The organism is Streptomyces sulfonofaciens, from assembly GCF_014656295.1.
In the GTDB taxonomy this organism is placed as follows: domain Bacteria; phylum Actinomycetota; class Actinomycetes; order Streptomycetales; family Streptomycetaceae; genus Streptomyces; species Streptomyces sulfonofaciens.
Window position 1 is genome coordinate 1 of sequence record NZ_BNCD01000035.1, and the last position, 23,838, is coordinate 23,838.

Below are 23,838 nucleotides of genomic sequence, written 5' to 3' on the forward strand. Positions count from 1 at the left end.
CAACTACTACACCGAACTCACAAAACCCCAGGTCACCACCACAGTCTGAGTTCTCCACCGAACCCGGGGCGGTTCACCTCATGAGGTGCCGACCCGGACGCGTGACGCTCGATGGTTCAAGCGAACTGCTCTCCCAACGACGCCAGCTACTGTCTCGTCACGATAACGATCAAGCCGGTCTCAGAGAACCGACGATCACCACAACCTGTCCGTCGAGCACAACGTCCACAACGCAACAGCCCACTTCAGGGCGTCGGCAGATGCTGCAACTCAAGATAATCCAGCAGCAAGTCGGCCACGAACACGCCAGCACCACCTCGCTCTACACACACATCTCGCCGGACTACCGGGCCCGCACGGTCCGCGCCGCACTGGACCGCATCACCGCCCAGCTCAAGGAGACTCCGTGACCCGCCAGACGATCACCTACCCCTGGAGGCTGCGCGAGATCATGGCCGCCCGCGGCCTCCGCTCGCTCAGCGATCTACACGCCGGCGCACGAGTCCAGGCCACGATCACCAGCCACCAGCCGTGGGGCATCACAGCGACGGTCAACGGATACGAACCGGTCGGTGCCTCGCTGGACGTCATCCGCCGCGGCCGCGAACCCGGCGTGAGCCCACTCGCCCAAGACCTACCGGCGGTGGGCAGCACAATCGAGCTGGTTGTCGGCGAAATACGCCAATGGCACAAAGTGCCCTGGATATGGGTGGACCTCACGACAGGTTCGAAGCTCAACGTCGAATGGCAGCGCGTGGCCGCCTCGGGCCGACCAGTGCCGCGTACCCGGCCATAGACACGACTCCGCGCTGGCGCGCACTCAAACACGCCGCCCTCAGTCCCAGCCGAATCGGCGACATCGCCCGCGCCGCCCTCGTACTCAACGGAATCCGGAAGTGATCTACCCTGAGAAAGCCTCACTGAGCAGGTCTGCGGCTGTTTCCCGGACGGCGGTCGTCAGAGAATGGCTGAGTTCGAGCAGGTTCCAGCCTTTTGCATGGACGGGAGTCGCTGTGGTGAGGGTTTCGAAGAACGTGCGTCGAAGTTCCGTGTTGATATTGATCTTGACGACGCCGTGAGTGATTGCCTTTTTGAGGTCTCCCTCTTTGAGGCCGGATGCGCCATGGAGGGTGATGTGGGTGGACGTTGTGGCTCGAATGTCGTCGAGTCGTTGCCAGTCCAGGATTGGTGGGCTGGTGTAGGTGCCGTGCACATTGCCGATGGCTATGGCGAGAGCGTGCGCGCCCGTCTGTTTGACGAAGGATGCGGCTTGGGCCGGGTTGGTCATGGTCCCTGCCATTGAGCCCGTGGCCTGGTCTTCGTCGCCTTCGATTCGTCCGAGTTCGGCCTCGACGGAAGCGTCGTATCGTTCTGCCAGGGTTACCGCCTGGGCGACGAGTTCGGTGTTTGCCTGCAGCGTCAGCTTGGACCCGTCGGCCATGAGGGCGGTGACGCCGATGTCCAGTGCTTTGTGCATGGTCTCGAGGTCGGCGACGTGGTCGAGCTGAACGCAGGTCGGGACGTGGGCCCGGTCGGCAAGGGTGACCAGGGTCGCGGCGAGCATCTCACCAGCGCGTCCGCGGAAGGCTTTCTCGGCGAGCAGGAGGCAGAGGGCACGGTCTGCGGACTCGGCAGCCTGGATCACGGCGACGGCTTGTTCGAGGTTGTAGCAGGTGAAGGCGGGGAGGGCCAGGGTGCCGGTAGGGCATTGGCGGAGGAGATCGTCCAATGTCGCTCTCACTGGCAGGTCCGTTTCTTGGTCGGGCGCGAGGCTTGCGGGTCTTGGGGCGCGCGAGGTCGGCGCCATGGCGTCGTCCTGGCTCAGGTGGGTGTGGACCGGAGGCCGCCCTGCTCGATCGAGTCGAGGGCGGGTTCCCACGTGCGGGGTTTCGCGGGGTGGGCTCTCCGGTTGATGCTCTGCAGAGGTGTGCCTGCGGGGCAGGCAGAGCTGAGGCGTGGCGTGAGGTGAGCTGAGATGGATATCGATGTGACTCTGGCAGGTGCAGGCTGCCGAGGTGGGAGGGGCTTGGCCGGGGGGTGAGGGGCCAGGCCACGGCCGGTGTGTCTGGGCCTTCGAGGGGGTGGCCTGCCGGGAGTCGAGGAGGTCTGCGGGTGTCGGTCCGGTGTCCCGCGCTGTCAGGAGGCGGAGTTCGCCGTGTTCGTGGCCAACAGGAAGTTCTGCCGCCACTTGCGCCACAAGGTGGCGAGCGCGACCAGGCCGATGACGCAGGTGGTGGCGACGAAGTAGTACGGGGAGCGGAGGTCGTGTGTCCTGCTCACGAGCCAGGTGGCGATGTAGGGCGCGGTGCCGCCGGCGATCAGGACGGAGAGGTTCGTCGCGAGTGCGGTGCCGGTGTAGCGGACGCTGTCGGGGAAGAGTTGCGGAGTGAGCGTGTAGCTGGCGACCTGGAGGAAGGCCATGTTGACCATGATGAGGACGTAGCCCAGGGCTGCGAGTCCCAGGTTGCCGACATTCATCAGCAGGAGGCCGGGATAGGTGATGGCCGCGTAGCCGATGAGGCCGATGGCCGCGACCTTCAGCGGGCCGATGCGGTCGGCGAGCCGACCGGTCAGGGGCATGAGCGCCACCGCGACGAGAGTGACCCCTGCGGTGATCCAGAACACCGCTGTCTTCGGGTAGTGCAGGTTGGTCACCAGGTAGATGCCGATGAAGGTGGATCCGATGTAGGCGGCACCCTGCACGCCGATGCCCAGGGCGATGGCCTGGAGCAGGGCACGGGGGTAGGAGCGCAGTGCGGACAACAGGGGGAAGCCGTGACGGCCGAGGGTGACGTTGCGGTCGATGTCCGGCAGCATGCGGCGGGCGAGGTAGCACAGGACGGTGAGGGGCAGCCCGACGAGGAAGGGGATGCGCCAGCCCCAACTGTTGAGCTGGTCGGTGGCGAGCAGGCCGGAGACGATGCCGATGGCGGCTGAGGCGACGGCGAATCCCGCATTGGTGCCCATGGGGGTGAGGGCGCCGTAGCGGGCTTTCTTGCCGGGGGGCGCTGCTTCCGCGATGACGGTCGCGGAGCCGCCGACCTCGCCACCGGCGAAGAATCCCTGAGCGATGCGGACGATCAGCAGCAGAACGGGGGCCAGTCGGCCGACCGTGGCGTAGGTGGGCAGGAGGCCGACCGCGGTGTTGGCGAGGCCGATACCCACCACGGTGACGAGCAGGGCACGCTTGCGGCCGAAGCGGTCCCCGACCCATCCGAAGACGATTCCGCCCACCGGGCGGACGACGTAGGACAGGGCGAACACCAGCAGCACTGAGAGAAGGGAGGCGACCGGGTCCTGCCCGGGGAAGAACAGCGGGGCGATGATGGTGGCGACGTAGCCGTAGAGCGCGTAGTCGTAGTACTCGATGAGTGTTCCGAGGCCGCCCGCGAGGACGACCCTCCGCACTTGGGCGGGTGTCTGGACGGAGGACGCCTTGAGTTCGTCGACGCTCATGATATGTCTCCGTCCGTACGGAGGGTGCTTGTCGTCGCGGTCATGGTCTGCCTCCGGGGTTGTCGTTGAGGTGAGCGCTGATGATGTCGTCGAAGGACTGCTCGGCGGCCAGGCCCAGCCGGTGCGCGCGGGGGGTGCGGAAAACAGAGGGCCAACTGCGGACGATCGCGCCTACGGCGGGGTCGTCGCTCCAGTCGATCAGGTCGCTTGTTCCGCTTCCCGCGACGCGGTCGAGGGCTTGTGCCATCTCGCGTGGTGTGGTGGTGAGGGCGGGAAGGTTCATCGCGGTCCGGCTTCCCCAGGCCGCGTCGTCGACCTCGGCCGCCCGTAGGATGCCGTCCAGGGTTCGCCGGGGTGAGGACAGCGCGATGGGGGTGTCGGGTGGGACGGGGCACACGGCGCGCTGGCCGGCGAGTGGCTCGCGGATGATGCCGGACAGGAAACTGGAGGCTGCGGCGTTGGGTCTGCCCGGGCGTACGGAGACCGTCATGAGCCGTACGGAACGGCCGCGGACGAAGCCCTTGCGGGTGTAGTCGGCGACGAACTGCTCGCCGATGAACTTCTGCACGCCGTAGCTGGACTGTGGACGGGGCAGGGTGTCGTCGTCGACGCAGCCGATCGGTCCGATGGCCGGGTCGCTGCCGAACACGGCGAGTGAGCTGGAGAAGACCAGGATCGGCGGGATCCGGTGCCGCCTGGTGTACTCCAGCAGGGCTCGTGTCCCGTCCACGTTGGTGCGCATGCCGAGGTTGAAGTCGGCTTCGGCGGCGCCGCTGACCACGCCGGCGAGATGGAAGACCGCGTCCACCTCGCCCAGGCCGGCCAGCGCGGTCTCAAGGTCGGCGATGACGGGCTGGACCCGCTCGTCGTGGGCCAAGTCGGCCTGCGGCTCGACGACGTCGATCAGGGTGAGTTCGCTGACTGGCGCGGCAGGTTCGCCGCCCAGCGCGACGGGGGTCGCGAGCAGTCGGCGTGCCAGCAGGGAGCCGAGGAAACCGGCACCTCCGGTGATGGCGACTGTCTTGCTCATCAGGGAACCATCCCTTCGTCGGCCCTGGCGGAGCAGGCGGTGGTCTGTCCGTCGCGACGGACGTGGGACCGGGATTGCGGACCGGTCGGGGAAGCGGCGCTCTCGTGGCCGAGGGCGGACGAGGCGGCGGGGATCACGGTGCCTCCAGACGGTCGATCACGTCGGCCAGCGAGTCCTCGTCGCCGACGTTCCCGGCGAAGACGACGTAGGGCAGTCCCACGGCGGGGCCCGAAACCGGTTCCCAGAGCGAGACGATTCCCGGCAGGAGGGAGCCGCGGACCCAGGCCCGGTCGATACCCAGGGACTCAGTGGCCACGTCCGACGAGGTGATCCCCCCCTTCGCCACCACGAACGCGGGACGGCGCGCCGCGACGACACGGCCGGCTGTTTCGGTGAGCGCGGCGCTCACCGTGCGCGCGATGTCGAGGCTGGACGTCTCGTTGTCACCGGTGACCAGGTGCCGGGAGGTGCTCAGGACGACGAGGTCGTCCGCGAGGGCCGCTGCCGCGGTCGCCACGGCGTCCCGGAGGTGGTTCTCGGCCCGGTCGCTGTCCAGCAGGGTCGGTACGTCGAGCTGCACGCTGACGTGGCGGCGGCGCTCGGCAAGCTTGGCCAGTTGCCTGCTGGTGAGGGCGACGTGGGATCCGACGACGACCAGGCCGTGTCCCCCGCGCGGGACAAGCGCCTTCAGTATGGGGTCTTCGAGTGGCGGGTGGGCTTCCTGGCCGACGCGTGCCCTGACGAAGGACGGTCCGATGCGGTAGACGAAGTTCCTTCCGGCGTCCTCGGCTGCGAGGATCGCGAGGACGGCTGCGCGCAGGTCGTCGTCCTCGGCCGCGTCCAGGGCGACGACGCGCCCTGCGCCGGCCCTCGTCAGCCGTTCGTGGAGGTCTTCGGTCGTGCCGTCGCGGATGACGTCGAGCGTTACTTCGGTGACCTGCCCGGCGGGGATGCGGCCCGCACTCTTCTCGGCCACCCAGTCGGCGAGCCGCGAGGAGCGGTAGCCGAAGGTGGCGTCCCGGGCGAACTCGCTGTCCGCCACGGGCAGCAGGTTGCCGCCCGTGCGCAGCCAGTGGACGCCGTTGATCGTGACGCGCCCGGCGTCGGTGTAGGCGGGGGCCAGTACGACCACGTCGACCGCGCCGGTGCGAGCCGTGACCACCTGGCCGATCACATCGGTCTCCAGGGGGAAGTGCCCGCGCAGGGTGGAGTCGCCCCGGCTGGCGAAGACGAGCCGTGTGCCGTCGGGTTCGGCGGCTTGCAGGCAGGCTTCGACGACTTCGCGGTTGCGCTTCGCGGCGTCCCGCGGCGGGAGGCTGCGGGTGTTGGTCAGGACGAAGAATCCAGCCGTCTCCTGGCGCAGCGCCCAGCGGATGTCCTCGACGCTCCATCGGGTCAGGACGGGCAGATCCCGTACCGTCTGCGTGCCGGTGGGGTCGTCGTCGAGGAAGACGACCCGGCGCGCGCCCGCCAGAGCCTGGCGCACCTGTGCGGCGCTCACCGTGCGGACTGGGGGTAGGGCCTGCGGGGGGAGCGGGGTGGTGTTCATTCGATACCTGCTGTGGCGAGCAGCGTCCGCATCCGCAGCACGGCGAGGTCCGGATCGGGGAACAGGCCCAGCTCGTCGGTGAGGACGAACAGGTCGGCCAGGTGCTGGAGGGAGCGCATGCCTTCGCGTCCGCTGACCATGCGGAAGTGGTCCTGGTGGCCGGAGAGCCATGCGATGAAGACGGTGCCGACCTTGTACCGGTCGGCCGGCGCCTCGAACATCTTGACGGCCATGGGGATGGAGCGGTTCATCGTGGTGACGAAGCCCTGCTCGTCCCCGGCGTCGAGCGCGGTGAAACCGGCGGAGGCGATCGGGGCGATCGGGTCGAGGACGCCGAGCAGGCCGTGGCTGTGGTGTTCGCCGTCGCCGAGCAGCAGGTCGGTGTAGCCGTAGTCGTCGCCGGTGAAGACCTTGACGCCGGTGGGCAGGCGGCGGCGGAACTCCTTCTCCAGTTCCTCGTCGAGGAGGCTGAACTTGATGCCGTCGATGCGGTCGGCGTTCTCCTGCGCCATGCGCACCACGACATCCATGGCCGCCAGGGGGTCGGTGTGTCCCCAGTAGCCGTGGAGCGTGGGGTCGAACCCGGTGCCGAGCCAGTGCACGATGGCGGGCTTGTCGGTCTTGGCCAGTACGTCGCGGTAGACCGAGAGGTAGTCGTCCTCGGACCGGGCGGCGGAGACGAGTGCGTGGCTGGCGCGGATGACCGCGGCGCTGCCCTGTGCCTGGACGAATTCCAGTTGCTCGGTGTAGGCGTCGACGATCTGGGGGAGTTCGGGGCGCGGGGCGGTGAGTTGGTCGGTTCCGGCGCCCGCGACGACGGCCGCGCCGGCGTCGAGGGCGGCCGCCACCCCCAGGCGGATGAGTTCCTGGGCCTGGGGCCAGGTCAGGCCGCCCGGTCCGCGTTCGGAGGTGTCCATGCCTTCGGCTATGCCGATCCCGTAGCTGAAGAGGTGCTGCCGGAAGGCGATGGTGGCTTCCCAGTCGACGGGCGGCGCTTCTCCGGGGGTGTACTCGGCGCGGGCATCGGCGACGACGTGGGCCGCGGCCAGTACCGTCCGGGAGGTGAACGGCGCGGGGTGGCGCGGGTAGTCGACCGGCTCGTGCATGACGTGCTGCACGGTGCCCCCGTCCGCCTTGGGCAGGACGAGTCCGGTCGAGGTCTTGGCTGTCACTGTGTTACTTCTCCTTGTGGTGCGCGGTGGTGGGGGAGGTCACGACCAGGCGGCGGGTGCGCCTGTCTTCTCCCGGTCCCGCTCGCTTCCGACGACGCCGGCGGCTTTGAGTTCGGCGATCCGGTCGGCATCCAGTCCGGCGCGGGTGAGGACTTCGTCGTTGTGCTGGCCGATGGTGGGAGGGACGTGGCGCAGACGGGCCGGCGTGTCGGACAGGGCGATGGGCATTCCGACCCATTTCACGGAGCCCACGCCGTGGACCTCGCCCTCGATGACGAGTCCGTTGTGCCGGACCTGCGGGTCATCGAACACCGCGTCGTAGTCGTGGACGGGTGCCACGAGCACGTCTTCGGCCTCGAAGCGGGCCATGATGTCCTGGCGCGGATACCCGCGGATGGCCTCGGCGAGCAGCCGGTGGGTCTCTTCGGTGTGTTCCCGCAGTCCGTCCAGGGTCTGGAACCTCGGGTCGTCCACGACGCCGGGGGGCAGTCCGCAGGCCCGTGCCGCGCGCTTCCACTGCTGGTCGACGTAGAACTCCCCGATCAGGGTGAACCACAGTCCGTCGCCGGCCTGGTAGTAGCCGTACAACGCGGTGTTGTGGGCGTGTGCGATGCCGGCGGTAGGGCGGGGGTAGCGCTGGCCGGTGTTGAGGTAGGTGGTGCCTTCCTGGAGGTGGCTGGTGATCGCCGCATTCAGCAGGTTGGAGTCGACGACCTGCCCCCGGCCGGTGCGTTCCCTAGCGGCCAGCGCGATCATCATGCCCTGCGCGAACTGCATGGACGCGAGGTAGTCGATCATGAACGTGCCGGTGGGCACCGGCCCGGTCTCCTCGGTGCCGGTGAGAGCCATCAGGCCGCTGATCGCCTGCGCGGCCAGGTCCTGCCCCCGCCGGTGGACGTACGGACCCGACAGCCCGTAGCCGGAGGCGTAGGCGACGATGATCCGGGGGTTGATCGCCGAGAGCTGCTCCCAGCCGAATCCGAGCCGGTCCATGACACCGGGGCGGAAATTGCTGGCGACGATGTCGGCGTCCTCGGCCAGCGCGTAGATCAGCTCGCGCCCCTGTTCGGACTTGACGTCGACGCTGATGCTCTTCTTGTTGCGGTTGGTCGCTGACCAGTGCGGACTGAAACCGCCCGTGAGGAAGGGGGGCTGGAACCGTCCGATCTCTCCGGCGTCGATGCGCTCGACCTTGATGACGTCGGCGCCGAAGTCCGCGAGGACCTGGGTGGCGGAGGGGCCCTGTTCGAGCTGGGTGAAGTCGAGAACGCGGATGCCCTCGTAGGCGTCGGTCACGTGTACTGCCTCTCTGTCTTCGGGCGCCGCGGCCGCGGGCCGATTCCGGCCTTCGCGGGCAGGAACAGGCGACGATCCATCACCTTCGGCGCCGAGCGCATCAGCGGCGTGAACTCCATCCGGTCGAGCACGTCGCGTCGCAGATCCATGCCGGGAGCGATCTCCAGGAGCTCCACACCCTCTGCGGTGAGTGCGAAGACCGCTCGCTCGGTCACGTAGAGCACCCGCTGTCCGCGGCGGTGGGCACGTTCGGCACTGAAGCTGACGTATTGCGCTTCGCGCACGAATTTCGGGTAGCGGCCCTCTGTTTCGATGGCCAGCCTGCCGTCGCCCATCTGGACCTTCAGGCCGCCGCCCCGCAGCGTTCCGCAGAAGACGATGGTGCGTGCCTTCTGGCTGATGTCGATGAAGCCACCCGGACCGATCGGCCTGCCGCCCGCGGCGGCGACGTTCACGTTGCCGCGCTGGTCGATCTCGGCGAAGGCCAGGCCCGCGAAGTCGAGCGCGCCGCCATCGTAGAGGTCGAACTGACTGGGCATGTCCACGATGGCCGACGGGTTGATCGCGGTGCCGGAGTCCAGCCCGACACCCGGTACACCGCCGAACACCCCCTGTTCGACGGTGAGGGTGAACCGGTCGAGGAAGCCCTCCTCCAGTGCCACATAGCTGATCCCGTTGGCCATCCCGACGCCGAGGTTCGCCAGGTCACCGTCGTGCAGCTCCGACGCCGCGCGCCGGGCGACGACCTTGCGGTGGTCGAACGGCAGCGCCTCGACCTCGGTCAGGGTGTTCGCGGCGACACCGGTGCGGCGCGGGTCGGCGACGGTGATCGGTGTCTGGTTGGGGTAGTCGGTGACCACCACGTGGTCCACCAGCGGCGCCGGGACACGCACGCGGCCTGCTGGTATCGCCCCGCGCTCCACCACCTTCTTCACCTCGACGATGACCAGTCCGCCGCTGTTGCGCGCCGCCTGGGCGATCGCCAGGTTGTCCCCGAAGGCCGCCTCGTCGTCCATGCTGATGTTGCCGTCGGTGTCGGCCTCGCTGGCGCGCAGCAGTGCGACGTCGATGTCGAACCGGGGGTAGAACAGCCATTCCTCGCCGCGGATCGTGACGACCTCGCTGAGCCCGGTCCTGGTCCGGGCGTTCATCCGTCCCCATTGCCTGCGCGGATCGACGAACGTGTCGAGGCCGATGTCGGTGAACAGGCCCGGTCGCCGGGCGGCGATCTCCCGGTACAACAGGGAGATCGTGCCGGCGGGCAGCGCCACCGCCTCGATCTCGTTGCCGGCGATGGCCGCCTGCTGCCGGGGGGAGAGCACGAAGTGCGACCCGATGAAGCGGTCGACCAGCCCGGGAACGGCGATGTGGTCGATGCCCCGGCCCTGGTGGTCGCCGAGGCCCATGACGTGCACGACGGTCAGGCCCCTGGGAGAGGAATCGTGTCCCCAGCGTTGCTCCACGGCGGCCAGCAGTGTCTCGGGTACCTGGAGGAGGGACCCGGTGCCGCCCACCGCCACGGTCGCGCCATCGCGGATGAGTCCCGCAGCCACGCCGGGTGTCAGAAGCAGGTTGTGGGTGGCCCGCCCCGAGGGGGCGGCTTCGACGGGAATCATGCCATCACGTCCCCGCCGCACACGTTGACGCACTCGCCGGTGATGTACGACGCGTCGTCCGAGGCGAGGAACGCTACGACTGCCGCGACCTCCTCGGGCCGCCCGATGCGGCCGAGCGGATTGGCCGCCAGGCGGCGCTCCAGGGTCTCCGCGGCGTCCTGCCGGGTGATCCTGCCGACCTCGCTGCTCGCGTAGTCCGAGAGACCGGTGTCGATGCGGCCCGGCGCCACCGCGTTCACCCGGATCCCGCGCGGTGCCAGTTCGGCGGCGAAGGACTTCGTCAGGCTCAGCACCGCTGCCTTGGACGCCGCGTAGTTGGCGGACAGCGCATTGGGCAGCAGTGCCTGGATGGACGCTATGGTGATCGCGGTTCCTCCCTCGGCGAGATGACGTGCCGCCAGCTGCAGGGTGAGGAGGGTGCCACGGGCGTTGATGTCCACAACCCGGTCCCAGTCGGAGGCGCCGAGTTCGCTGGCCGGCGCGAAGGTCTGGATCCCCGCGTTCGCCACGACGATGTCCAGGGTTCCGCACCGCTCACCCGCACGCTCGAACGCGGTGGGGTCCCCCACGTCGAGGGGCAGGGGTTCGGCGCTGTGTCCTTCGTCCCGCAGCCCGGCCGCCACCGCCGCGGCCTGGGCGGCGTCCAGGTCGGCGACCACGACCTCGGCGCCTTCGGCCGCGAGGCGCCCCACCACCGCCCGCCCGATACCCCTGGCGCCTCCCGTGACCAGGGCCCGCTTGCCGGCGAACCGCGCCGCCATCAGCCGTCGTCCTTCTCGCTCGCGGCGACCCCGCCCAGGGGCACCTTGGACAGCAGCTCCACCTTCTGTCCCTTCTGGCACAGGCGGCCGTCCTGGTCCACCACTTCGACGTCGAACGTCACGATCGCCTGGTCCGGCTTGGACCGGCTGTCGCGCATCTCGGCGACCGAGTAGTTCACGAAGATCGTGTCGCCCAGGAAGATCGGCGCGACGAAGCGCCAGTCCTTGATGCCGAGGAAGGCGATCGCGGTGTGCCGCAGCATCTCGGTACGCGGCCACATCAGCCCGTGCGCGTAGGCCAGGCCCAGCATGCCGTGCGCGATCCGCCGTCCGAACTGGCTGGCCTTGGCGTACACGTCGCTGGTGTGCACTTCGGAGAAGTCGCCCGTCAGTGCGGCGAACCCGATCACGTCGGCGTCCGTGATCGTCCTGCCGGGACTGCGGAACGAGAGCCCCACCGACAAGTCCTCGTACAGCAGCCCCTGGCGGGGCAACTCCTTGCTCATGCCTGGCTTCCTTCCATGACGTCGGCGGTAGTCCTGTCGAGGGCGGTCTTGAGTGCGCGGGCCGCGTCCAGGGGCGGCAGCGCGCGGAACCGGTCGCTGAGTACCTCGATCTCCACCGGGCCGGTGTAGCCAGCCGTGGTGACGAGGCGGAGGAACTCCCGCAGGGGGATCACACCCTCGCCGGGCATCCCGCGAGAGGGGAGGACGTCCCCGCCCGGGGTCGTCCAGTCGGCGATCTGGACCCCGGTGATACGGTCCCCCGCCCGGTGCAGCCCGGTCGCGAGAGCCGGATCCCACCATAGGTGGTAGCTGTCGACGGTGATCCCGAGGAACGGCGAGTCGAAGGCGTCCGCGATATCCACGGCCTGGCCCAGCGTGACCAGCCACGAGCGGTCTGCGGCGAACATCGGGTGGAACGGCTCCAGGGCCAGCGCGATCCCGGCGCGTTCCGCGGCGGGAAGTACCTGCTCCAGCGCGCGGCTCAGGTCCGCAGCAGCGGCCCGGGGATCACCCGGACTCGGAGGACCGGCGATGACCACCATCTGGGACGCTCCGAGAACGGCGGCGTCCGCAAGAGCGCGCAGGGTCTCCTTCTTGCCGGCCGCGGTCACGTAGCCTCCCCGGCAGACCGCCTCGACCCTGATGCCGGCCGCCCGCGCGGCGGCTGCAGCGTCGCCTGCGTCCCCGAAGGTCGGTGCATGCCGCCACAGCGTCACGGCATCGAAGCCGGCTTCCGCCGCAGCGGAAACGAACTTGCCGGTAGGCAGGTGCAGAAAGCTGCCCTGGCTAAGAACCGTCCGCGGACGACTCCCATGATCGGCGCACATCCCGGCACCTCCGCTCTCGCCACATCGCGCCATCCAGCACCCCTGGAAAAGTTTTCCAGAGTGGAACACCGTTCTGGTAGATTGTCAACGCGTTACGACGGCATGACGAGCGAGGTACCGGGCAGCGCTCGCTACGATGGCCGGACCACTCGTCCGGCGGAGAGCAGGGGGGCATGGCCACAGGAATGTTGTCGCGGGGCCTCGCCGTTCTGCAGCGGCTGGTCGGCGCCCCCGACGGCCTGCCGCTGTCACGCATCGCGGAGGAGGTCGACCTGCCGAAGAGCGCGGCGCATCGCATCCTCACGACACTCACCGAAGAGGGCTTCGTACAGCAGATGGAGTCGGGCAACTACGCCCTGACCCTGCGGATCGCCAGTCTCGGCCTGCGCCACCTCGCCAGCAGCACCGTCTTCGAGCTGGCCCTCCCCGTGCTGTCCAAGCTCGCGAACGAGTCAGGCCAGTTGGTCCGCCTCGGTCTCGTGGACGGTGAACAACTTCTGTGGGTCGCCAAATCCCAGGGCGCCAAAGCTGGTCTGCGCTACGAACCCGATCCCGACCACGGATCGGAGATCCCCTTCGCCTCGACGGCCAGTGGTCTGGCCTGGCTGTCCTGCCTGCAAGACGAACAGGCTCTGCGGCTGGTTGCCCGGCAGGAGCCCGACGACAGGCACCCCATCGGCCAGAACGTCCCCAAAACTCTGGTCGAGGTGCAGTCGCGGATACACGAGGCCCGCAAGAGGGGCTGGGCGCGTGTACACAACAGCTTCGAAGACGGCATCTCCGCAATGGCCGCCCCACTGAGCAACCCCGATACCGGCAAGGCCCTAGGCGTGGTGAGCATCGCAGGCCCCAGCCTCCAGCTCACCGACGACCGCATGGAAGAACTGGCCCCCGCCCTCATGGCCACGGCTGCAGAACTCTCCGGCATCTCCGGAAGCTTGTCGACCGAGCTGCAGTCCCGGAATGGGCGAGCGTCCTCACTCTCCTTCAGCCGATAGCACTCGCCTTCAGTGCCCGACCCCTGTCGTCATCCACGGCGCCCTGCTGGACATCGACGTCAAGGTCGTCCGCCACTGCCCGGGCGAGCAGGGCAAAGGCACAGCCGAAACCGTGGGCGGTGGAACAAGCGAACAGTTCGCTGATGCTTCACCGGCGCGTCGTCCATGACTACGACCACCGGCCTCCCGTCGACCTTGCCATTTCCTTGAACCGTTCCGGGTTCGGCAGAGACTTCAGGTTGTGGCTGTGACCTGGGGTTTCGGTGTCGTGCGGTAGTGGTTGGTCTCGTATTCGGCGGATGTCGGACGAATCCGTGGTCGGCCCGCCGAGGGGTGTTGGCAGTCGGTCCAATCGTTCGTAGAGGGCGCGTGCCACCCATTTCAAGATCACACGACAGTGCCCACTCCCCCGCGTCTTCTTTCTTCGGCGACCCGGGCCGGCCCCCGCCGGGAAGCGCCGTCCTCGACCGCGCCTTGGTCATACGCAGCGTCCCCGTCAACTGGCGACCGCTCCCGGCCTCGGCCACGAACCGAGAGACGCGCCCCCAACTGGACCACTCGTCGCACCAGGCCGGGACAACCAGATCCACGGCGCCTCACACACGAGACCGACCACCGGGTACTCGCCTCTTCAACTCGCCGTGACCAGCGCCAGCGCCTCGTTCAGGTGATGCTCGGCGATTCCTCGCATGAACCGCCGGGCGAGAACGGGTCGGCGAGGTCGCCATCGTGCTCGGTGATCGGCCAGTAGTTCTCGGTGTCCTCCCACAGGTAGGCGATCGCCGTCATGGCGTCGTCCATCGTCAGCCGGTAGACGCCTTTCGTGGTGCCGCCCGGAAGCCGCTCGACCGCCTCCAGCCGTCGCCCGCCGCCCAGCGCCGCCTGCGCCGCAGCCGCCAACTGATCCCGTGTCACGCGCTGGGGTGCCACGCCCACGTCCCGCCCTCCACCTCGATGACCTGGGCACCCTACGTGAGCCGTCGGTCAACGCCGAACGACTTTGTTCGCCGGCGGCTGCTGGACGAGGGCGACGGAGGTGGTCACGATCCGTCCCGTGAGGAGTGTCCGTACAGCGTGGGGCGCCGGTCCGCGTGGACGTCGTTGAGCTCGCTGATGGCCTTGTTCCGTGCCTCGGAGAGGTCGAGGGTGGCGGTGAGGACCGCTTCCTCGCCGAGTTTCAGCGGGGTCACGGGGTAGCCGTCGGCGTCCACGACCACGCTGCCGCCGAGCCAGTCCTGTCCCCGTTCGACGCCGGTCCGGTCGGCGACCGCGATGAACATGCGGTTGACGGAGGCGCCGGCCTGCACACGGACGATCTCAGCCGGTCGCTCGCCCTTGGGCCGCGGGTACAGCGGCCAGTTGACGGGTCCGCACAGCAGCTCCGCGCCGTCCAGGGCCGCGAGCCGCACCCATTCGGGGAACTCCAGGTCGTAGCAGACCATGAACCCGATGCGGCCGTACAGGGTGTCGACGACCGGCGGGGGCCCGTCACCGCTGGAGAAGCCCCAGGTCTTCTCGCCGTTCCACAGGTGAGCCTTGCGGTAGGTGGCGCGCAGCCCGGTCGGATCGGCGAGGGCGGCAGAGTTGTAGAGGTGCCCGTCGTCGCCGCGTTCGGCGAAGCCGCCGACGATGACCAGGTTGTGGCGGGCGGCGAGCGCCTCCCACTCCTTGATCGTGTCACCGTCCGGCGGCTGAGCCATGGCTCGCAGTTCCTGGGCGTCGGTGAAGACGTAGCCGGTGCCGGCCAGTTCCGGCAGGACCACGACGTGGGCGCCGCGCTGGGCCGCCGTCTCGACCGCTGTGCGGATCCGCAGTCGGTTCCCTTCGATGTCGCCGATCCGGGGGGCGATCTGGCAGACCGCGACGGTTACCCCGCCTTTCCGGGCGGCCTGGTGGGACGGCTGCCTGCTCATCGGACGGATCCCTCCAGTTCCACCTCGCTCACCACCCGGGCCTCGGCTTCCGCCTCATGGTCCAGGGTCCGGGAGAACAGCAGGTAGAGCACGCCGGAGACGATCAGGCCGACGACGAACGAGAAGTCCGCACCACCGAGGGCATCGGCCACCGGACCGGCGTAGAAGCTCGTGGAGAAGAAGGGAATCATCGCAACGAACCCGACGACGTAGGCGGTGACGCCCCGCCACGCCCAGCGTCCGTAGATGCCGTCCGGTTTCAGGACCTCGGCGATGGCGTACTTCCCCCGGCGCACGAGGTAGAAGTCGACCAGGTTCACCGCGGTCCACGGCACGAGGAAGTACAGCATCATCAGCACGAAGTTGTTGAAGCTGCCGATGTAGTCGTCCGGGATCAGCAGGGCGACCACCAGGGACACCAGGCCGACCACGACGAGTCCGACGACGCGCAGCCGCACGGTGGGGCGCACACCGCGGAACCCGTCCAGTGCGCTGGCACCGGTGAGCATCGCACCGTAGGCGTTGACCCCCATGATCGAGACCAGCGCGAGCACCGAGGCCATGACGGCGATCACACCGAAGCCGGGGAAGAGCAGGTCGCCGACGTCGCGCAGGGCGAGGATCGGGTCGGGGTCGGGCAGGTGGCTGGCGAGGATAGCACCGAGCGACATCAGCCACACGGCGGAGAACGCGGCGCCCGAGTACACCGCGCCTATCAGGCCCCTTGCGGGCACCTTCGCCGGCAGGTAGCGGGTGTAGTCGGAGACGTAGACGGCGTAGCTGATGTTGTACCCGGCGGCGAGGGAGAACTGCACCAGGAAGGCCGTCAGGTTCCACCCCGCCGTGGCGGCGGGCACATGGGCGGGGGTGGCGTGGGAGCCGAAGTGGACGACCGCGACCACGGTGAGGACGGCGAAGACGACGACCAGCAGGTACGTCAGCCAACGCTGGACGAAGTGGAGCAGGTCGTGGCCCACGACCGCGATGACGATGGAGAGGGCGATCAGAAGCGGGTACCAGAAGAGCTTGCCGTCGGGGAGCCACAATCCAAGGCCCTGCGCGGCGAGGACCGTGTCGAAGACCAGGAAGCCCACGTAGACGAAGACGGTCGCGGCGAACGGCACCGCGGAACCGCGGCTGCCGAACTGCGCACGGGACTGGATCATCTGGGGCAGGCCCATCCGGGGGCCCTGGTTGGCGTGGAAGGCCATGAAGAACGTTCCGACGCACACACCGAGCACAATGGCCAGCACGCTGTACCAGACGCTCAACCCCATGGCCGCGCCGACGAAACCGGCGACCATCGTCGGCAGGACGAAGTTGCCGGTGAACCAGAACGGTCCCTGGTGCCAGACCTTGCCGTGTCGTTCAGCGGCCGGCACGTAGTCGATCGAGTGCTGCTCGATCGCCGAGTCGGGCTGCGTCGCAGTGTCCGAGGAGGTCATCGCCTTCCCCTATCGTTCGCGGGGCCGGTCGTCCGGCACAGGCAGGTGGTCGGGCGTCATCGCCGAGAGGATCTCGTAGGCGGTGTGGGCGGCGGCGACGGCGGTCATCTGAGCGTGGTCGTAGGCGGGGGCCACCTCGACCACGTCGGCGCCCACCAGACGCGTCCCGCGCAGGGCGCGGATCATCGCGAGCAGTTCGCGGCTGGTCATCCCGCCCGCTTCGGGGGTTCCGGTGCCGGGGGCGTGCGCCGGGTCGAGTACGTCGATGTCGATGGACAGGTACACGGGCCGCTCCCCGAGGCGGGCGAGCATACGCTCGATCGCCCGGGGCAGGCCCTCGGTCTCGATCTCCGGGCTGGAGATCACGGCGAACCCGAGGCGTTCGTCGTCCCGCAGGTCCTGCCGAGAGTACAGCGGACCCCGGGTTCCCACGTGCAGGCTTGTGGTGAGGTCGATGAGTCCTTCCTCGGACGCACGGCGGAAGGGCGTGCCGTGCGTGACGGGGGCACCGAAGTAGGTGTCCCAGGTGTCGAGGTGGGCGTCGAAGTGGAGCACGGCGAGCGGGCCGTGCCGCCGGGCGGCGGCGCGCAGCAGCGGCAGGGCGATGGTGTGGTCGCCACCGAGGGTCAACAGCCGGGTACCATCCGCGGTCAGTTCCTCGGCGGCGGTCTGGATCCGGGTGACCGCCTCGTCGAGGCTGAACGGGTTGGCGGAGATGTCACCCGCGTCGGCGACCTGCTGGGCGGCGAAGGGTTCCACGTCCTGCGCCGGGTTGTAGGGCCGCAGCAGCCGGGACGCCTCACGGATGTGCGCAGGCCCGAAACGGGCGCCGGGCCGGTAGCTCACCCCGCTGTCGAAGGGCACACCGACGACGGCGATGTCGGCACGCGGGACGTCTTCCAGGCAGGGCAGCCGGGCGAACGTCGCGATCCCCGCGTAGCGGGGGGTCAGACTTGCGTCCGGGGGGCCGATCGGGGACTGCGGGGGTTCGGCTGAGTTCATCGGGACCTCGGATCCGTTCCAGGCGAAGGTTACCTATACACAACAACAGATTCCTATTAGGCAACTTGCATTCCGGGTAGTGTTTGCTCTGAGTGACCGCCCTGTCAAGGGCTGTCCGGGAGCCAAAACGAATGACGCGAGGATTCGATGAAAGCGCTGCACCCGACGCCATCACCTGATCCGGTCCGTGTCGGGGCGCGTCTGCGAGCCTCCCGCCAGGCCCAGGGCCTCACCATCGAACAGGTCGCCGCCGCCACCGGCCTGACCAGAGGGTTTCTCAGCCGGGTCGAGCGTGACGAGACCTCGCCGAGCGTCACCTCCCTGGTCACCCTCTGCCAGGTGCTGTCCCTGCCGATCGGTTCGCTCTTCGAGAGCGCCGACGCCGAGGTGATCCGATTGAACGAGGCCCCTCGCCTCAACATGGGCGGGCACGCCGTCGAAGACCGGATGGTCACGCCCCGTGCCCAATCGAAGATCCAGATCCTGCGATCGCGACTCGAACCGGATGCCCACGGCGGCGACGACCTGTACACGATCAACTGCGACGTGGAGGTACTGCACGTACTCAGCGGCGAGATCACCATCCGCTTCACCGACCGCACCGAAGTACTCACCGCGGGCGACACCCTGACCTTCCCGGGCCGGGAGCCGCACACATGGCTCAACTCCGGTCCCGGCCCCGCCGAAGCCACCTGGACCTTCGTCCCGGCGCCCTGGAGCAGCTCCCGCTGACCCGAAAAACCCCCAACCGCTCCAGACCGTCCCAGCAGCAGGCGGGCCGCAGGCGGGCCGCGAGGACCATCAGGGCCACGGACCGGCGCAGGTGCTCGGCGGGCAACCTCACCGAGGACATGCCTTCGGAGTGCGGCTGAGCACTTCGGGGTGGCTCCGGATCGCCCGTGGTCCCCGCAGCGGGATCTGCTGCGGGGACCACGGTGATCGTCTGGTCACTGGTGTTCTCGGGGTCGAAGTCGTCCGTTGCAGCCACGGCTGCTCCTGGGCCGGCCAGCAGGTCCCGCCCTCGTCCGAAACGCAGTTGACGTGCGGCGAGGTCACCCCTGCCTGAGCATCGGACGCAGGTTCCGACGTTCGTGCACCGGTTCGTCCGGACGCCTGGACGGTGGACCTCAGGAATCCAGATTCACCCAGAGGTGGTAGTTGCTGGTGGTGGTGCTCTTCTTGCAGTACCAGTCGGAGTAGACGCCGGCCGCCCCGAACGACTGGCACGCGGAAAGAGAAGGGAAGGTACCGATGTCGGTATACCCGGCTGCGATCGTGCTCGCGTCGGAGGACGCGGATGCGGCCTGGGCGGTCGCGACCGTGCCACCGGTCAGCAGTGCGGCTCCCAGCACGACGCCGGTGAGCCAGACTCGTGTACGCATATGTGTTCTCCCTTTTCTTGATGGATGTGCACGCCTTTCGGCGCCGCGTTTCTGAGTAGTCGCGGCCTCTTTCTGCTGCGACATGTTGTGCCGCGGGCCGGGCACTGCGGGCCGGTTGCCCTCGACTCGGCCTTGAAAAAGAGAATGCCGTGGGCCACTGCGCCTGTCTTTGTCGTTCAACGCCGGGTTGTTGACGATCCGCGCATGCGCCGGGAAGAAGGACCATCCTCAGCGGCAAGCGGCTGGTCGGCGGCCACGGATCCGACCCGGCTCGCGACTGCGGCTACGACTGCGGCTGCGGCTGCGGCTGCGGCTGCGGCTGCGGCTGCGGCTGACGCTCAGTGGACGGCCGCCGCGTGGCGGTGCAGCCGTCCGTCCGGACGGCAGGTCGGCTCGACGTCCGGGCCCGGCGCGCGCAAGCGCCGTAAGGGGCCAAAGGTGCGGCCGAGACCCGAATGGGTGGGAGGTGCGGCCGAAACCCGGACCACGCATGTACCGGAGTACAGGCGGCCGTTGCCGCCTCGGCGCTTGGCGGCTTCGGAAGCAGGCGACCGGGCGAAGCTCGCGTCCGGTCTCCATTCGATACCAGTCATTCGATACCAGTGCTCGCGTGGCGGATCCCGCGCCCGGGGGACGCGGACCGCTCGGCGGCGTTCGAGCCTTGCCTACGGCGAACTGGAAAAAAGAAAAAGCAAGGAGACCTCTCCTTGCCACTCCCAACATATAGCACACTGGGGGGCTTGCGGCAAGGCCCCCGTGGTACCCCAGAATCGTCGGCCGAGGCCACAGGCTGCGGAAATGGGGGGCACGACGTGCGTGTGTTGTTGTCGGCGTACGGGGGACGCGGTGGCGTCCGGCCGGCGGTGGGGCTGGCAGCGCGGTTGCGGGCACCAGAAGTGGAGGTGCCGGGGATGCGATCGGTCAGTGCGGTACGGCGGAGCACGGCTGTCTCGGAGGTGTCGCGGTGATCGAGCAGTACGTGTGGGAACTTCAGAAGGTCGACGAGAGTCAGGTCGCGGTCGTCGGCGGCAAGGGCGCGCACCTGGGCGCGCTGTCGCGGATCGAAGGCATCCGTGTGCCGGCCGGCTTCTGCGTGACCACGGACGCCTTCCGGCGGGTCCTGGCGGAAGCACCGTCGATCGATGATCGGCTCGAACAGCTCTCGCGCCTGAACCCGGACGACCGGGAGGCGGTCCGCGCGCTCAGCGCGGAGATCCGCCGGACCATCGAGGGGATCGCCGTCCCGGGCGATCTCGCGGCGGCTGTCACCCGCGCACTCGCCCAGCTCGGCGAGCACGCCGCCTACGCCGTCCGATCCAGTGCGACGGCAGAGGACCTGCCGACGGCCTCGTTCGCCGGTCAGCAGGACACGTACCTGAACGTCGTGGGGCCGGCGGCGGTCCTCCGGCACATCAGTCGGTGCTGGGCTTCGCTGTTCACCGACCGGGCCGTGGCCTACCGCCGGAGGAACGGCATCGACCACCGGGCGGTCCACATGGCCGTGGTCGTGCAGCGGATGGTCTTCCCGCGTGCGGCCGGCGTCATGTTCACGGCCGACCCCGTCACGGGCAACCGGAAGGTCGCCACCGTGGACGCCGGCTTCGGCCTCGGCGAGGCCCTGGTCTCCGGTCTGGTGAACCCGGACGTCTTCACGGTGCGGCACGGCGAAGTCGTCGCCGAGGCGATCGCCGCCAAGGAGCATGCCGTGCACGCTCTGGCCGCCGGAGGCACGCAGGAGGTGGCGATCGACCCGCAGCAGCAGGAGCAGCCGTCGCTGACGCACGCGCAGGTTCTGCGGCTCGTTCAACTCGGGCGGCGGATCGAGGCGCACTTCGGCCGGCCGCAGGACATCGAGTGGTGCCTCGTCGACGATGGCTTCCACATCGTCCAGAGTCGGCCGATCACGACGCTGTTCCCCGTACCGGAGGCCGACGACCAGGAGAATCACGTCTACGTCTCCGTTGGCCATCAGCAGATGATGACCGACCCCATGAAGCCCCTGGGCCTCTCCATGTGGCAGCTCACGGCCATGGCGCCGATGCACGAGGCCGGCGGGAGGCTGTTCGTCGACGTCACCCGGCGGCTGGCCTCGCCCGCGAGCCGCGCCGGTCTCCTGGACGTCCTCGGAAGATCCGATCCGTCGATCAGGGACGCGCTGGAAACCGTCGTCGACCGCGGCGACTTCGTCCCGTCCCTCCCGGACGCGGGCCCTGGCGGGCCCCCGGCCAGGGGCGCGTCCGCCCCGATCGCGTCCACCCCGATCGAGAACGATCCGGCTGTCGTCACCGAGCTGATCGAGCGGAGCCAGGCGTCCATCACGACCTTGAGCCGCGGTATCCGGACGAAGACCGGAGCGGCGCTGTTCGACTTCCTGCTGGAGGCCTTCGAGGAGCACAAGCGAGTCCTCGGTGATCCGCTGAGCATGCAGGCGATCACGGCGGGGATGGAGGCCACGTGGTGGCTCAACGACAAGCTGCGGGAGTGGCTGGGTGAGAAGAGCGCGGCTGACAAGCTCACCCTGTCCGCCCCCGGCAACGTCACGTCGGAGATGGGGCTTGCGCTGCTCGACGTCGCGGACGTGATCCGCCCGCATCCGGAGGTGGTCCGGTTCCTGCAGGGCGTCGAGGACGAGGGGTTCCTGGACGATCTGGCGAAGCTCGCGGGCGGGGCCGAGGCACGCGACGCCATCGAGGGCTACCTCGACCGGTACGGCATGCGGTGCGCCGGCGAGATCGACATCACGAGGCCGCGCTGGCGCGAGCGCCCCACCATGCTCGTGCCCCTGATCCTCGACAACGTCAGGAACTTCGGGCCGGGTGCCGCCCGGCGGCGGTTCGAGCAGGGGCGGCAGGAGGCGGAGAAGAAGGAGCATGAGGTGCTGTCACGCCTGCGGGCCCTGCCGGACGGGGAGCGCAAGGCCGATGAGGCCAAGCGGATGATCGACCGGGTCCGGACCTTCGTCGGCTACCGGGAGTACCCGAAGTACGGCATCATCAGCCGCTACTTCGTCTACAAGCAGGCCCTGATGGAGGAGGCCGAGCGCCTCGTGCAGACCAACGTGCTCCCTGAGAAGGAGGACGTCTTCTACCTCACGTTCCAGGAGTTCCACGACGCCGTGCGCTCGAAGCAGGTGGACGGCGGGCTCATCCGTCGGCGCAAGGAGGCGTTCCGCTCGTACCAGGCGCTCACACCGCCCCGGGTACTCACATCGGATGGCGAGGCCGTCACCGGGGCGCACCGGCGCGACGACGTGCCGGCGGGTGCCCTGGTCGGCCTGCCGGTTTCCGCGGGAACCGTCGAGGGGAGGGCCCGTGTCATCCTTGACATGGCGAAGGCCGATCTCGAACCGGGCGACATCCTGGTCACGACCTTCACGGACCCCGGCTGGTCGCCCCTGTTCGTGGGCATCACCGGCCTGGTGACGGAGGTGGGCAGCCTGATGACCCACGGCGCGGTGATCGCCCGGGAGTACGGCCTGCCCGCCGTGGTGGGCGTGGAGCAGGCCACCCGGCTGATCCGGGACGGGCAGCGGATCCGCGTGCACGGTACCGACGGGTACGTCGAGATCCTGCCTTGACCGACCGTACCGGGAAGACCGCTGCGCCACCTCGGACCGGGTGCTGCTGTCGGAATGGCTTCGAGCGTCGCGACATGACTTCGGGCGTGCCAAGAGATCAGTCGCCCAAAGGTTTCGTGGCCGCCGCCTGCGGATCTCCCAAGGGGTCCGCAGGCGGCGGAACGAGTGAATGGGTTGCCTTTCCGAGGCGGTGTGCGGCCGGTGGTCCGGAACCGTCGCATCAACCTCCCCCTCGGGCTCGTGCCGGACACTGTCCCGCATGCGAGCCCATTGCGGTCGACCGGCTCCCCGCACTTTCCGGTACCCGTCGACGGGTGCTGTTGCAGACCGGTGACATTCGTGATCGTTCTGCGCCAGGCGCGGCGCACAACCAACCGGCGACGGGCGAGTCGTACTGGACGTAACCGCCGGGGACGACCCGTTCGCCGGCACGGGCAGTACACCGCACAGGGGGACATATGACGATCCGCAGGCGCCACGCCCGCACCCGCGCCCGCACCGCCCTGACCGCTTTGGCCACCGGTGCCGTTCTTGCCTTGGCCGCACCCTCTGCGACAGCCGCCACCGCCGCGGACGGGCCCGGCTTCCTCGACCCTGCCGAGCTGCCGCCCCACCCGTCGTCGCCCTGGTACGGCGGCCCTGTGACCGCCGGCCAGCCGGACCCGCTGCCTGCGTGCGTCGGCGATGCCCTGCCGTCGACATCCGTGCACCGCGCCTACTGGACGGACCTCGACACCAGCGCACTGCAGGTGACAGTCGTCGAGCGCGACCAACAGCGGGCGGCCGACTTCGCGGCCCTGCTGCGCAGCGACCTCGCGGACTGTGCGACGAACCTCGAGCAGGACCCCGACATCACAGCGGTCGGGAAGGACTACGGCAAGGTCGACGTCGAGGAGGGCGCGCACGTCTACGGCGTCCACACCACCACTTCCTGGGGTGCCTCCGATATCGCCCTGTTCTCGGTCGGCCGCGACGGCACGACCGTGACGGTCGTGAAGTGGTCCCAGATGGGCACGTTCGGCGACGCACCGGTCAAGGCGTTTAAGACGACCACGAGGACAGCGGTCGACAAGCTCTCCTGACCCCGCGCGCGGCCGCCCACCAGGCGCCGGCGGAACGCTCCGTGCCCCGGCTGGTTGTTGGATCGAGGGTCCGGCGGCCTGCACCGTCGAGTGGACGGGCAGGCCGCCGGGTCGCACTCCCGTCTCCGGCGGAACCGGGCTTCCGGCGGCCGGGCTTCCGGGAGCCGGGCTTCGGAACAGGGGCCCTGCGTATGCGTCGTGGGTGCCGCCGGAGGCGGGCGAACGG

General features: G+C 69.0%; 21 protein-coding genes. 6 read left to right on the forward strand and 15 right to left on the reverse strand.

Going from position 1 to position 23,838, the window contains the following annotated elements:
* The first annotated feature begins 260 nt into the window (after positions 1-260).
* Positions 261-410 (forward strand): hypothetical protein, encoded by a 150-nt coding sequence (locus IE313_RS32815; protein WP_229925148.1) that lies wholly within the window; start codon positions 261-263, stop codon positions 408-410.
* Positions 407-796, forward strand: coding sequence for a hypothetical protein (locus IE313_RS32820; protein ID WP_229925149.1), 390 nt, complete (start codon positions 407-409; stop codon positions 794-796). The genes IE313_RS32815 and IE313_RS32820 overlap by 4 nt, the downstream gene beginning before the upstream one ends.
* Before the next feature lie 105 nt (positions 797-901).
* Here IE313_RS32820 and IE313_RS32825 read toward each other — a convergent pair whose 3' ends face one another.
* From IE313_RS32825 to IE313_RS32870, 10 genes are all read right to left on the reverse strand, one after another.
* Complete coding sequence (locus tag IE313_RS32825) at positions 902-1,729, reverse strand: class II fructose-bisphosphate aldolase (protein WP_189938735.1); 828 nt, start codon at positions 1,727-1,729, stop codon at positions 902-904.
* 407 nt (positions 1,730-2,136) lie between these two features.
* Positions 2,137-3,456 carry an MFS transporter gene (locus tag IE313_RS32830; RefSeq protein ID WP_189938736.1) on the reverse strand — a complete coding sequence of 440 codons (1,320 nt, stop codon included), beginning with the start codon at positions 3,454-3,456 and terminating at the stop codon, positions 2,137-2,139.
* A gap of 40 nt (positions 3,457-3,496) precedes the next feature.
* Positions 3,497-4,486, reverse strand: coding sequence for a D-erythronate dehydrogenase (denD, locus tag IE313_RS32835; RefSeq protein ID WP_189938737.1), 990 nt, complete (start codon positions 4,484-4,486; stop codon positions 3,497-3,499).
* A gap of 133 nt (positions 4,487-4,619) precedes the next feature.
* On the reverse strand, positions 4,620-5,987 hold the full coding sequence (locus IE313_RS32840; RefSeq protein WP_229925150.1) for a four-carbon acid sugar kinase family protein: 1,368 nt from the start codon (positions 5,985-5,987) through the stop codon (positions 4,620-4,622).
* 44 nt (positions 5,988-6,031) lie between these two features.
* Positions 6,032-7,207, reverse strand: a complete 1,176-nt coding sequence (locus tag IE313_RS32845) for a DUF993 family protein (RefSeq protein WP_189938739.1) — start codon at positions 7,205-7,207, stop codon at positions 6,032-6,034.
* 39 nt (positions 7,208-7,246) lie between these two features.
* Entirely contained in the window at positions 7,247-8,503 is a 1,257-nt protein-coding gene (locus tag IE313_RS32850; protein WP_189938740.1) for a CaiB/BaiF CoA transferase family protein, read from the reverse strand.
* Positions 8,500-10,119 (reverse strand): acyl CoA:acetate/3-ketoacid CoA transferase, encoded by a 1,620-nt coding sequence (locus IE313_RS32855; RefSeq protein ID WP_189938742.1) that lies wholly within the window; start codon positions 10,117-10,119, stop codon positions 8,500-8,502. The genes IE313_RS32850 and IE313_RS32855 overlap by 4 nt, the downstream gene beginning before the upstream one ends.
* The gene (locus IE313_RS32860) at positions 10,116-10,880 is read right to left on the reverse strand and encodes an SDR family NAD(P)-dependent oxidoreductase (protein WP_189938745.1); all 765 of its coding nucleotides are present in this window, start codon (positions 10,878-10,880) and stop codon (positions 10,116-10,118) included. Before IE313_RS32860 ends, IE313_RS32855 begins: the two co-directional genes overlap by 4 nt.
* Complete coding sequence (locus IE313_RS32865; RefSeq protein ID WP_189938747.1) at positions 10,880-11,386, reverse strand: MaoC/PaaZ C-terminal domain-containing protein; 507 nt, start codon at positions 11,384-11,386, stop codon at positions 10,880-10,882. The genes IE313_RS32860 and IE313_RS32865 overlap by 1 nt, the downstream gene beginning before the upstream one ends.
* Positions 11,383-12,246 carry a sugar phosphate isomerase/epimerase family protein gene (locus IE313_RS32870; RefSeq protein ID WP_308439246.1) on the reverse strand — a complete coding sequence of 288 codons (864 nt, stop codon included), beginning with the start codon at positions 12,244-12,246 and terminating at the stop codon, positions 11,383-11,385. Before IE313_RS32870 ends, IE313_RS32865 begins: the two co-directional genes overlap by 4 nt.
* A 140-nt stretch (positions 12,247-12,386) precedes the next feature.
* On the opposite strand from IE313_RS32870, the gene IE313_RS32875 reads away from it, so the two are divergent.
* Complete coding sequence (locus tag IE313_RS32875) at positions 12,387-13,211, forward strand: IclR family transcriptional regulator (RefSeq protein ID WP_189938750.1); 825 nt, start codon at positions 12,387-12,389, stop codon at positions 13,209-13,211.
* Between the two features lie 663 nt (positions 13,212-13,874).
* Here the strand turns inward: IE313_RS32875 and IE313_RS32880 are convergent.
* From IE313_RS32880 to speB, 4 genes are all read right to left on the reverse strand, one after another.
* The gene (locus IE313_RS32880) at positions 13,875-14,147 is read right to left on the reverse strand and encodes a hypothetical protein (protein WP_373317114.1); all 273 of its coding nucleotides are present in this window, start codon (positions 14,145-14,147) and stop codon (positions 13,875-13,877) included.
* A 104-nt stretch (positions 14,148-14,251) separates the two neighbouring features.
* A complete protein-coding gene (locus IE313_RS32885; RefSeq protein WP_189938752.1) occupies positions 14,252-15,124 on the reverse strand; it encodes a nitrilase family protein in 873 nt (290 codons plus the stop codon).
* Positions 15,121-16,569, reverse strand: a complete 1,449-nt coding sequence (locus IE313_RS32890; protein WP_189938754.1) for a purine-cytosine permease family protein — start codon at positions 16,567-16,569, stop codon at positions 15,121-15,123. Before IE313_RS32890 ends, IE313_RS32885 begins: the two co-directional genes overlap by 4 nt.
* Positions 16,570-16,578: 9 nt before the next feature.
* Positions 16,579-17,571 carry an agmatinase gene (gene speB / locus IE313_RS32895; protein ID WP_189938756.1) on the reverse strand — a complete coding sequence of 331 codons (993 nt, stop codon included), beginning with the start codon at positions 17,569-17,571 and terminating at the stop codon, positions 16,579-16,581.
* A gap of 147 nt (positions 17,572-17,718) precedes the next feature.
* Here speB and IE313_RS32900 point away from each other — a divergent pair, with 147 nt between their 5' ends.
* The gene (locus IE313_RS32900) at positions 17,719-18,303 is read left to right on the forward strand and encodes a helix-turn-helix domain-containing protein (RefSeq protein ID WP_189938758.1); all 585 of its coding nucleotides are present in this window, start codon (positions 17,719-17,721) and stop codon (positions 18,301-18,303) included.
* 395 nt (positions 18,304-18,698) lie between these two features.
* Here IE313_RS32900 and IE313_RS32905 read toward each other — a convergent pair whose 3' ends face one another.
* Positions 18,699-18,953 carry a hypothetical protein gene (locus IE313_RS32905; RefSeq protein ID WP_189938760.1) on the reverse strand — a complete coding sequence of 85 codons (255 nt, stop codon included), beginning with the start codon at positions 18,951-18,953 and terminating at the stop codon, positions 18,699-18,701.
* 964 nt (positions 18,954-19,917) lie between these two features.
* On the opposite strand from IE313_RS32905, the gene rph reads away from it, so the two are divergent.
* Positions 19,918-22,530 (forward strand): rifamycin-inactivating phosphotransferase, encoded by a 2,613-nt coding sequence (gene rph / locus IE313_RS32910; RefSeq protein ID WP_189938762.1) that lies wholly within the window; start codon positions 19,918-19,920, stop codon positions 22,528-22,530.
* A 458-nt stretch (positions 22,531-22,988) separates the two neighbouring features.
* Positions 22,989-23,612, forward strand: a complete 624-nt coding sequence (locus IE313_RS32915; protein WP_189938764.1) for a hypothetical protein — start codon at positions 22,989-22,991, stop codon at positions 23,610-23,612.
* Positions 23,613-23,838 lie beyond the last annotated feature (226 nt).

Coding starts and splice junctions, on each gene's coding strand:
- IE313_RS32815 (WP_229925148.1), top strand. CDS start 261: ATGCTGCAACTCAAGATAATCCAGCAGCAAGTCGGCCACGAACACGCC.
- IE313_RS32830 (WP_189938736.1), bottom strand. CDS start 3,456: ATGAGCGTCGACGAACTCAAGGCGTCCTCCGTCCAGACACCCGCCCAA.
- denD (WP_189938737.1), bottom strand. CDS start 4,486: ATGAGCAAGACAGTCGCCATCACCGGAGGTGCCGGTTTCCTCGGCTCC.
- IE313_RS32855 (WP_189938742.1), bottom strand. CDS start 10,119: ATGATTCCCGTCGAAGCCGCCCCCTCGGGGCGGGCCACCCACAACCTG.
- IE313_RS32860 (WP_189938745.1), bottom strand. CDS start 10,880: ATGGCGGCGCGGTTCGCCGGCAAGCGGGCCCTGGTCACGGGAGGCGCC.
- IE313_RS32865 (WP_189938747.1), bottom strand. CDS start 11,386: ATGAGCAAGGAGTTGCCCCGCCAGGGGCTGCTGTACGAGGACTTGTCG.
- IE313_RS32870 (WP_308439246.1), bottom strand. CDS start 12,246: ATGGCGCGATGTGGCGAGAGCGGAGGTGCCGGGATGTGCGCCGATCAT.
- IE313_RS32875 (WP_189938750.1), top strand. CDS start 12,387: ATGGCCACAGGAATGTTGTCGCGGGGCCTCGCCGTTCTGCAGCGGCTG.
- IE313_RS32885 (WP_189938752.1), bottom strand. CDS start 15,124: ATGAGCAGGCAGCCGTCCCACCAGGCCGCCCGGAAAGGCGGGGTAACC.
- IE313_RS32890 (WP_189938754.1), bottom strand. CDS start 16,569: ATGACCTCCTCGGACACTGCGACGCAGCCCGACTCGGCGATCGAGCAG.
- speB (WP_189938756.1), bottom strand. CDS start 17,571: ATGAACTCAGCCGAACCCCCGCAGTCCCCGATCGGCCCCCCGGACGCA.
- IE313_RS32900 (WP_189938758.1), top strand. CDS start 17,719: ATGAAAGCGCTGCACCCGACGCCATCACCTGATCCGGTCCGTGTCGGG.
- IE313_RS32905 (WP_189938760.1), bottom strand. CDS start 18,953: ATGCGTACACGAGTCTGGCTCACCGGCGTCGTGCTGGGAGCCGCACTG.
- IE313_RS32915 (WP_189938764.1), top strand. CDS start 22,989: ATGACGATCCGCAGGCGCCACGCCCGCACCCGCGCCCGCACCGCCCTG.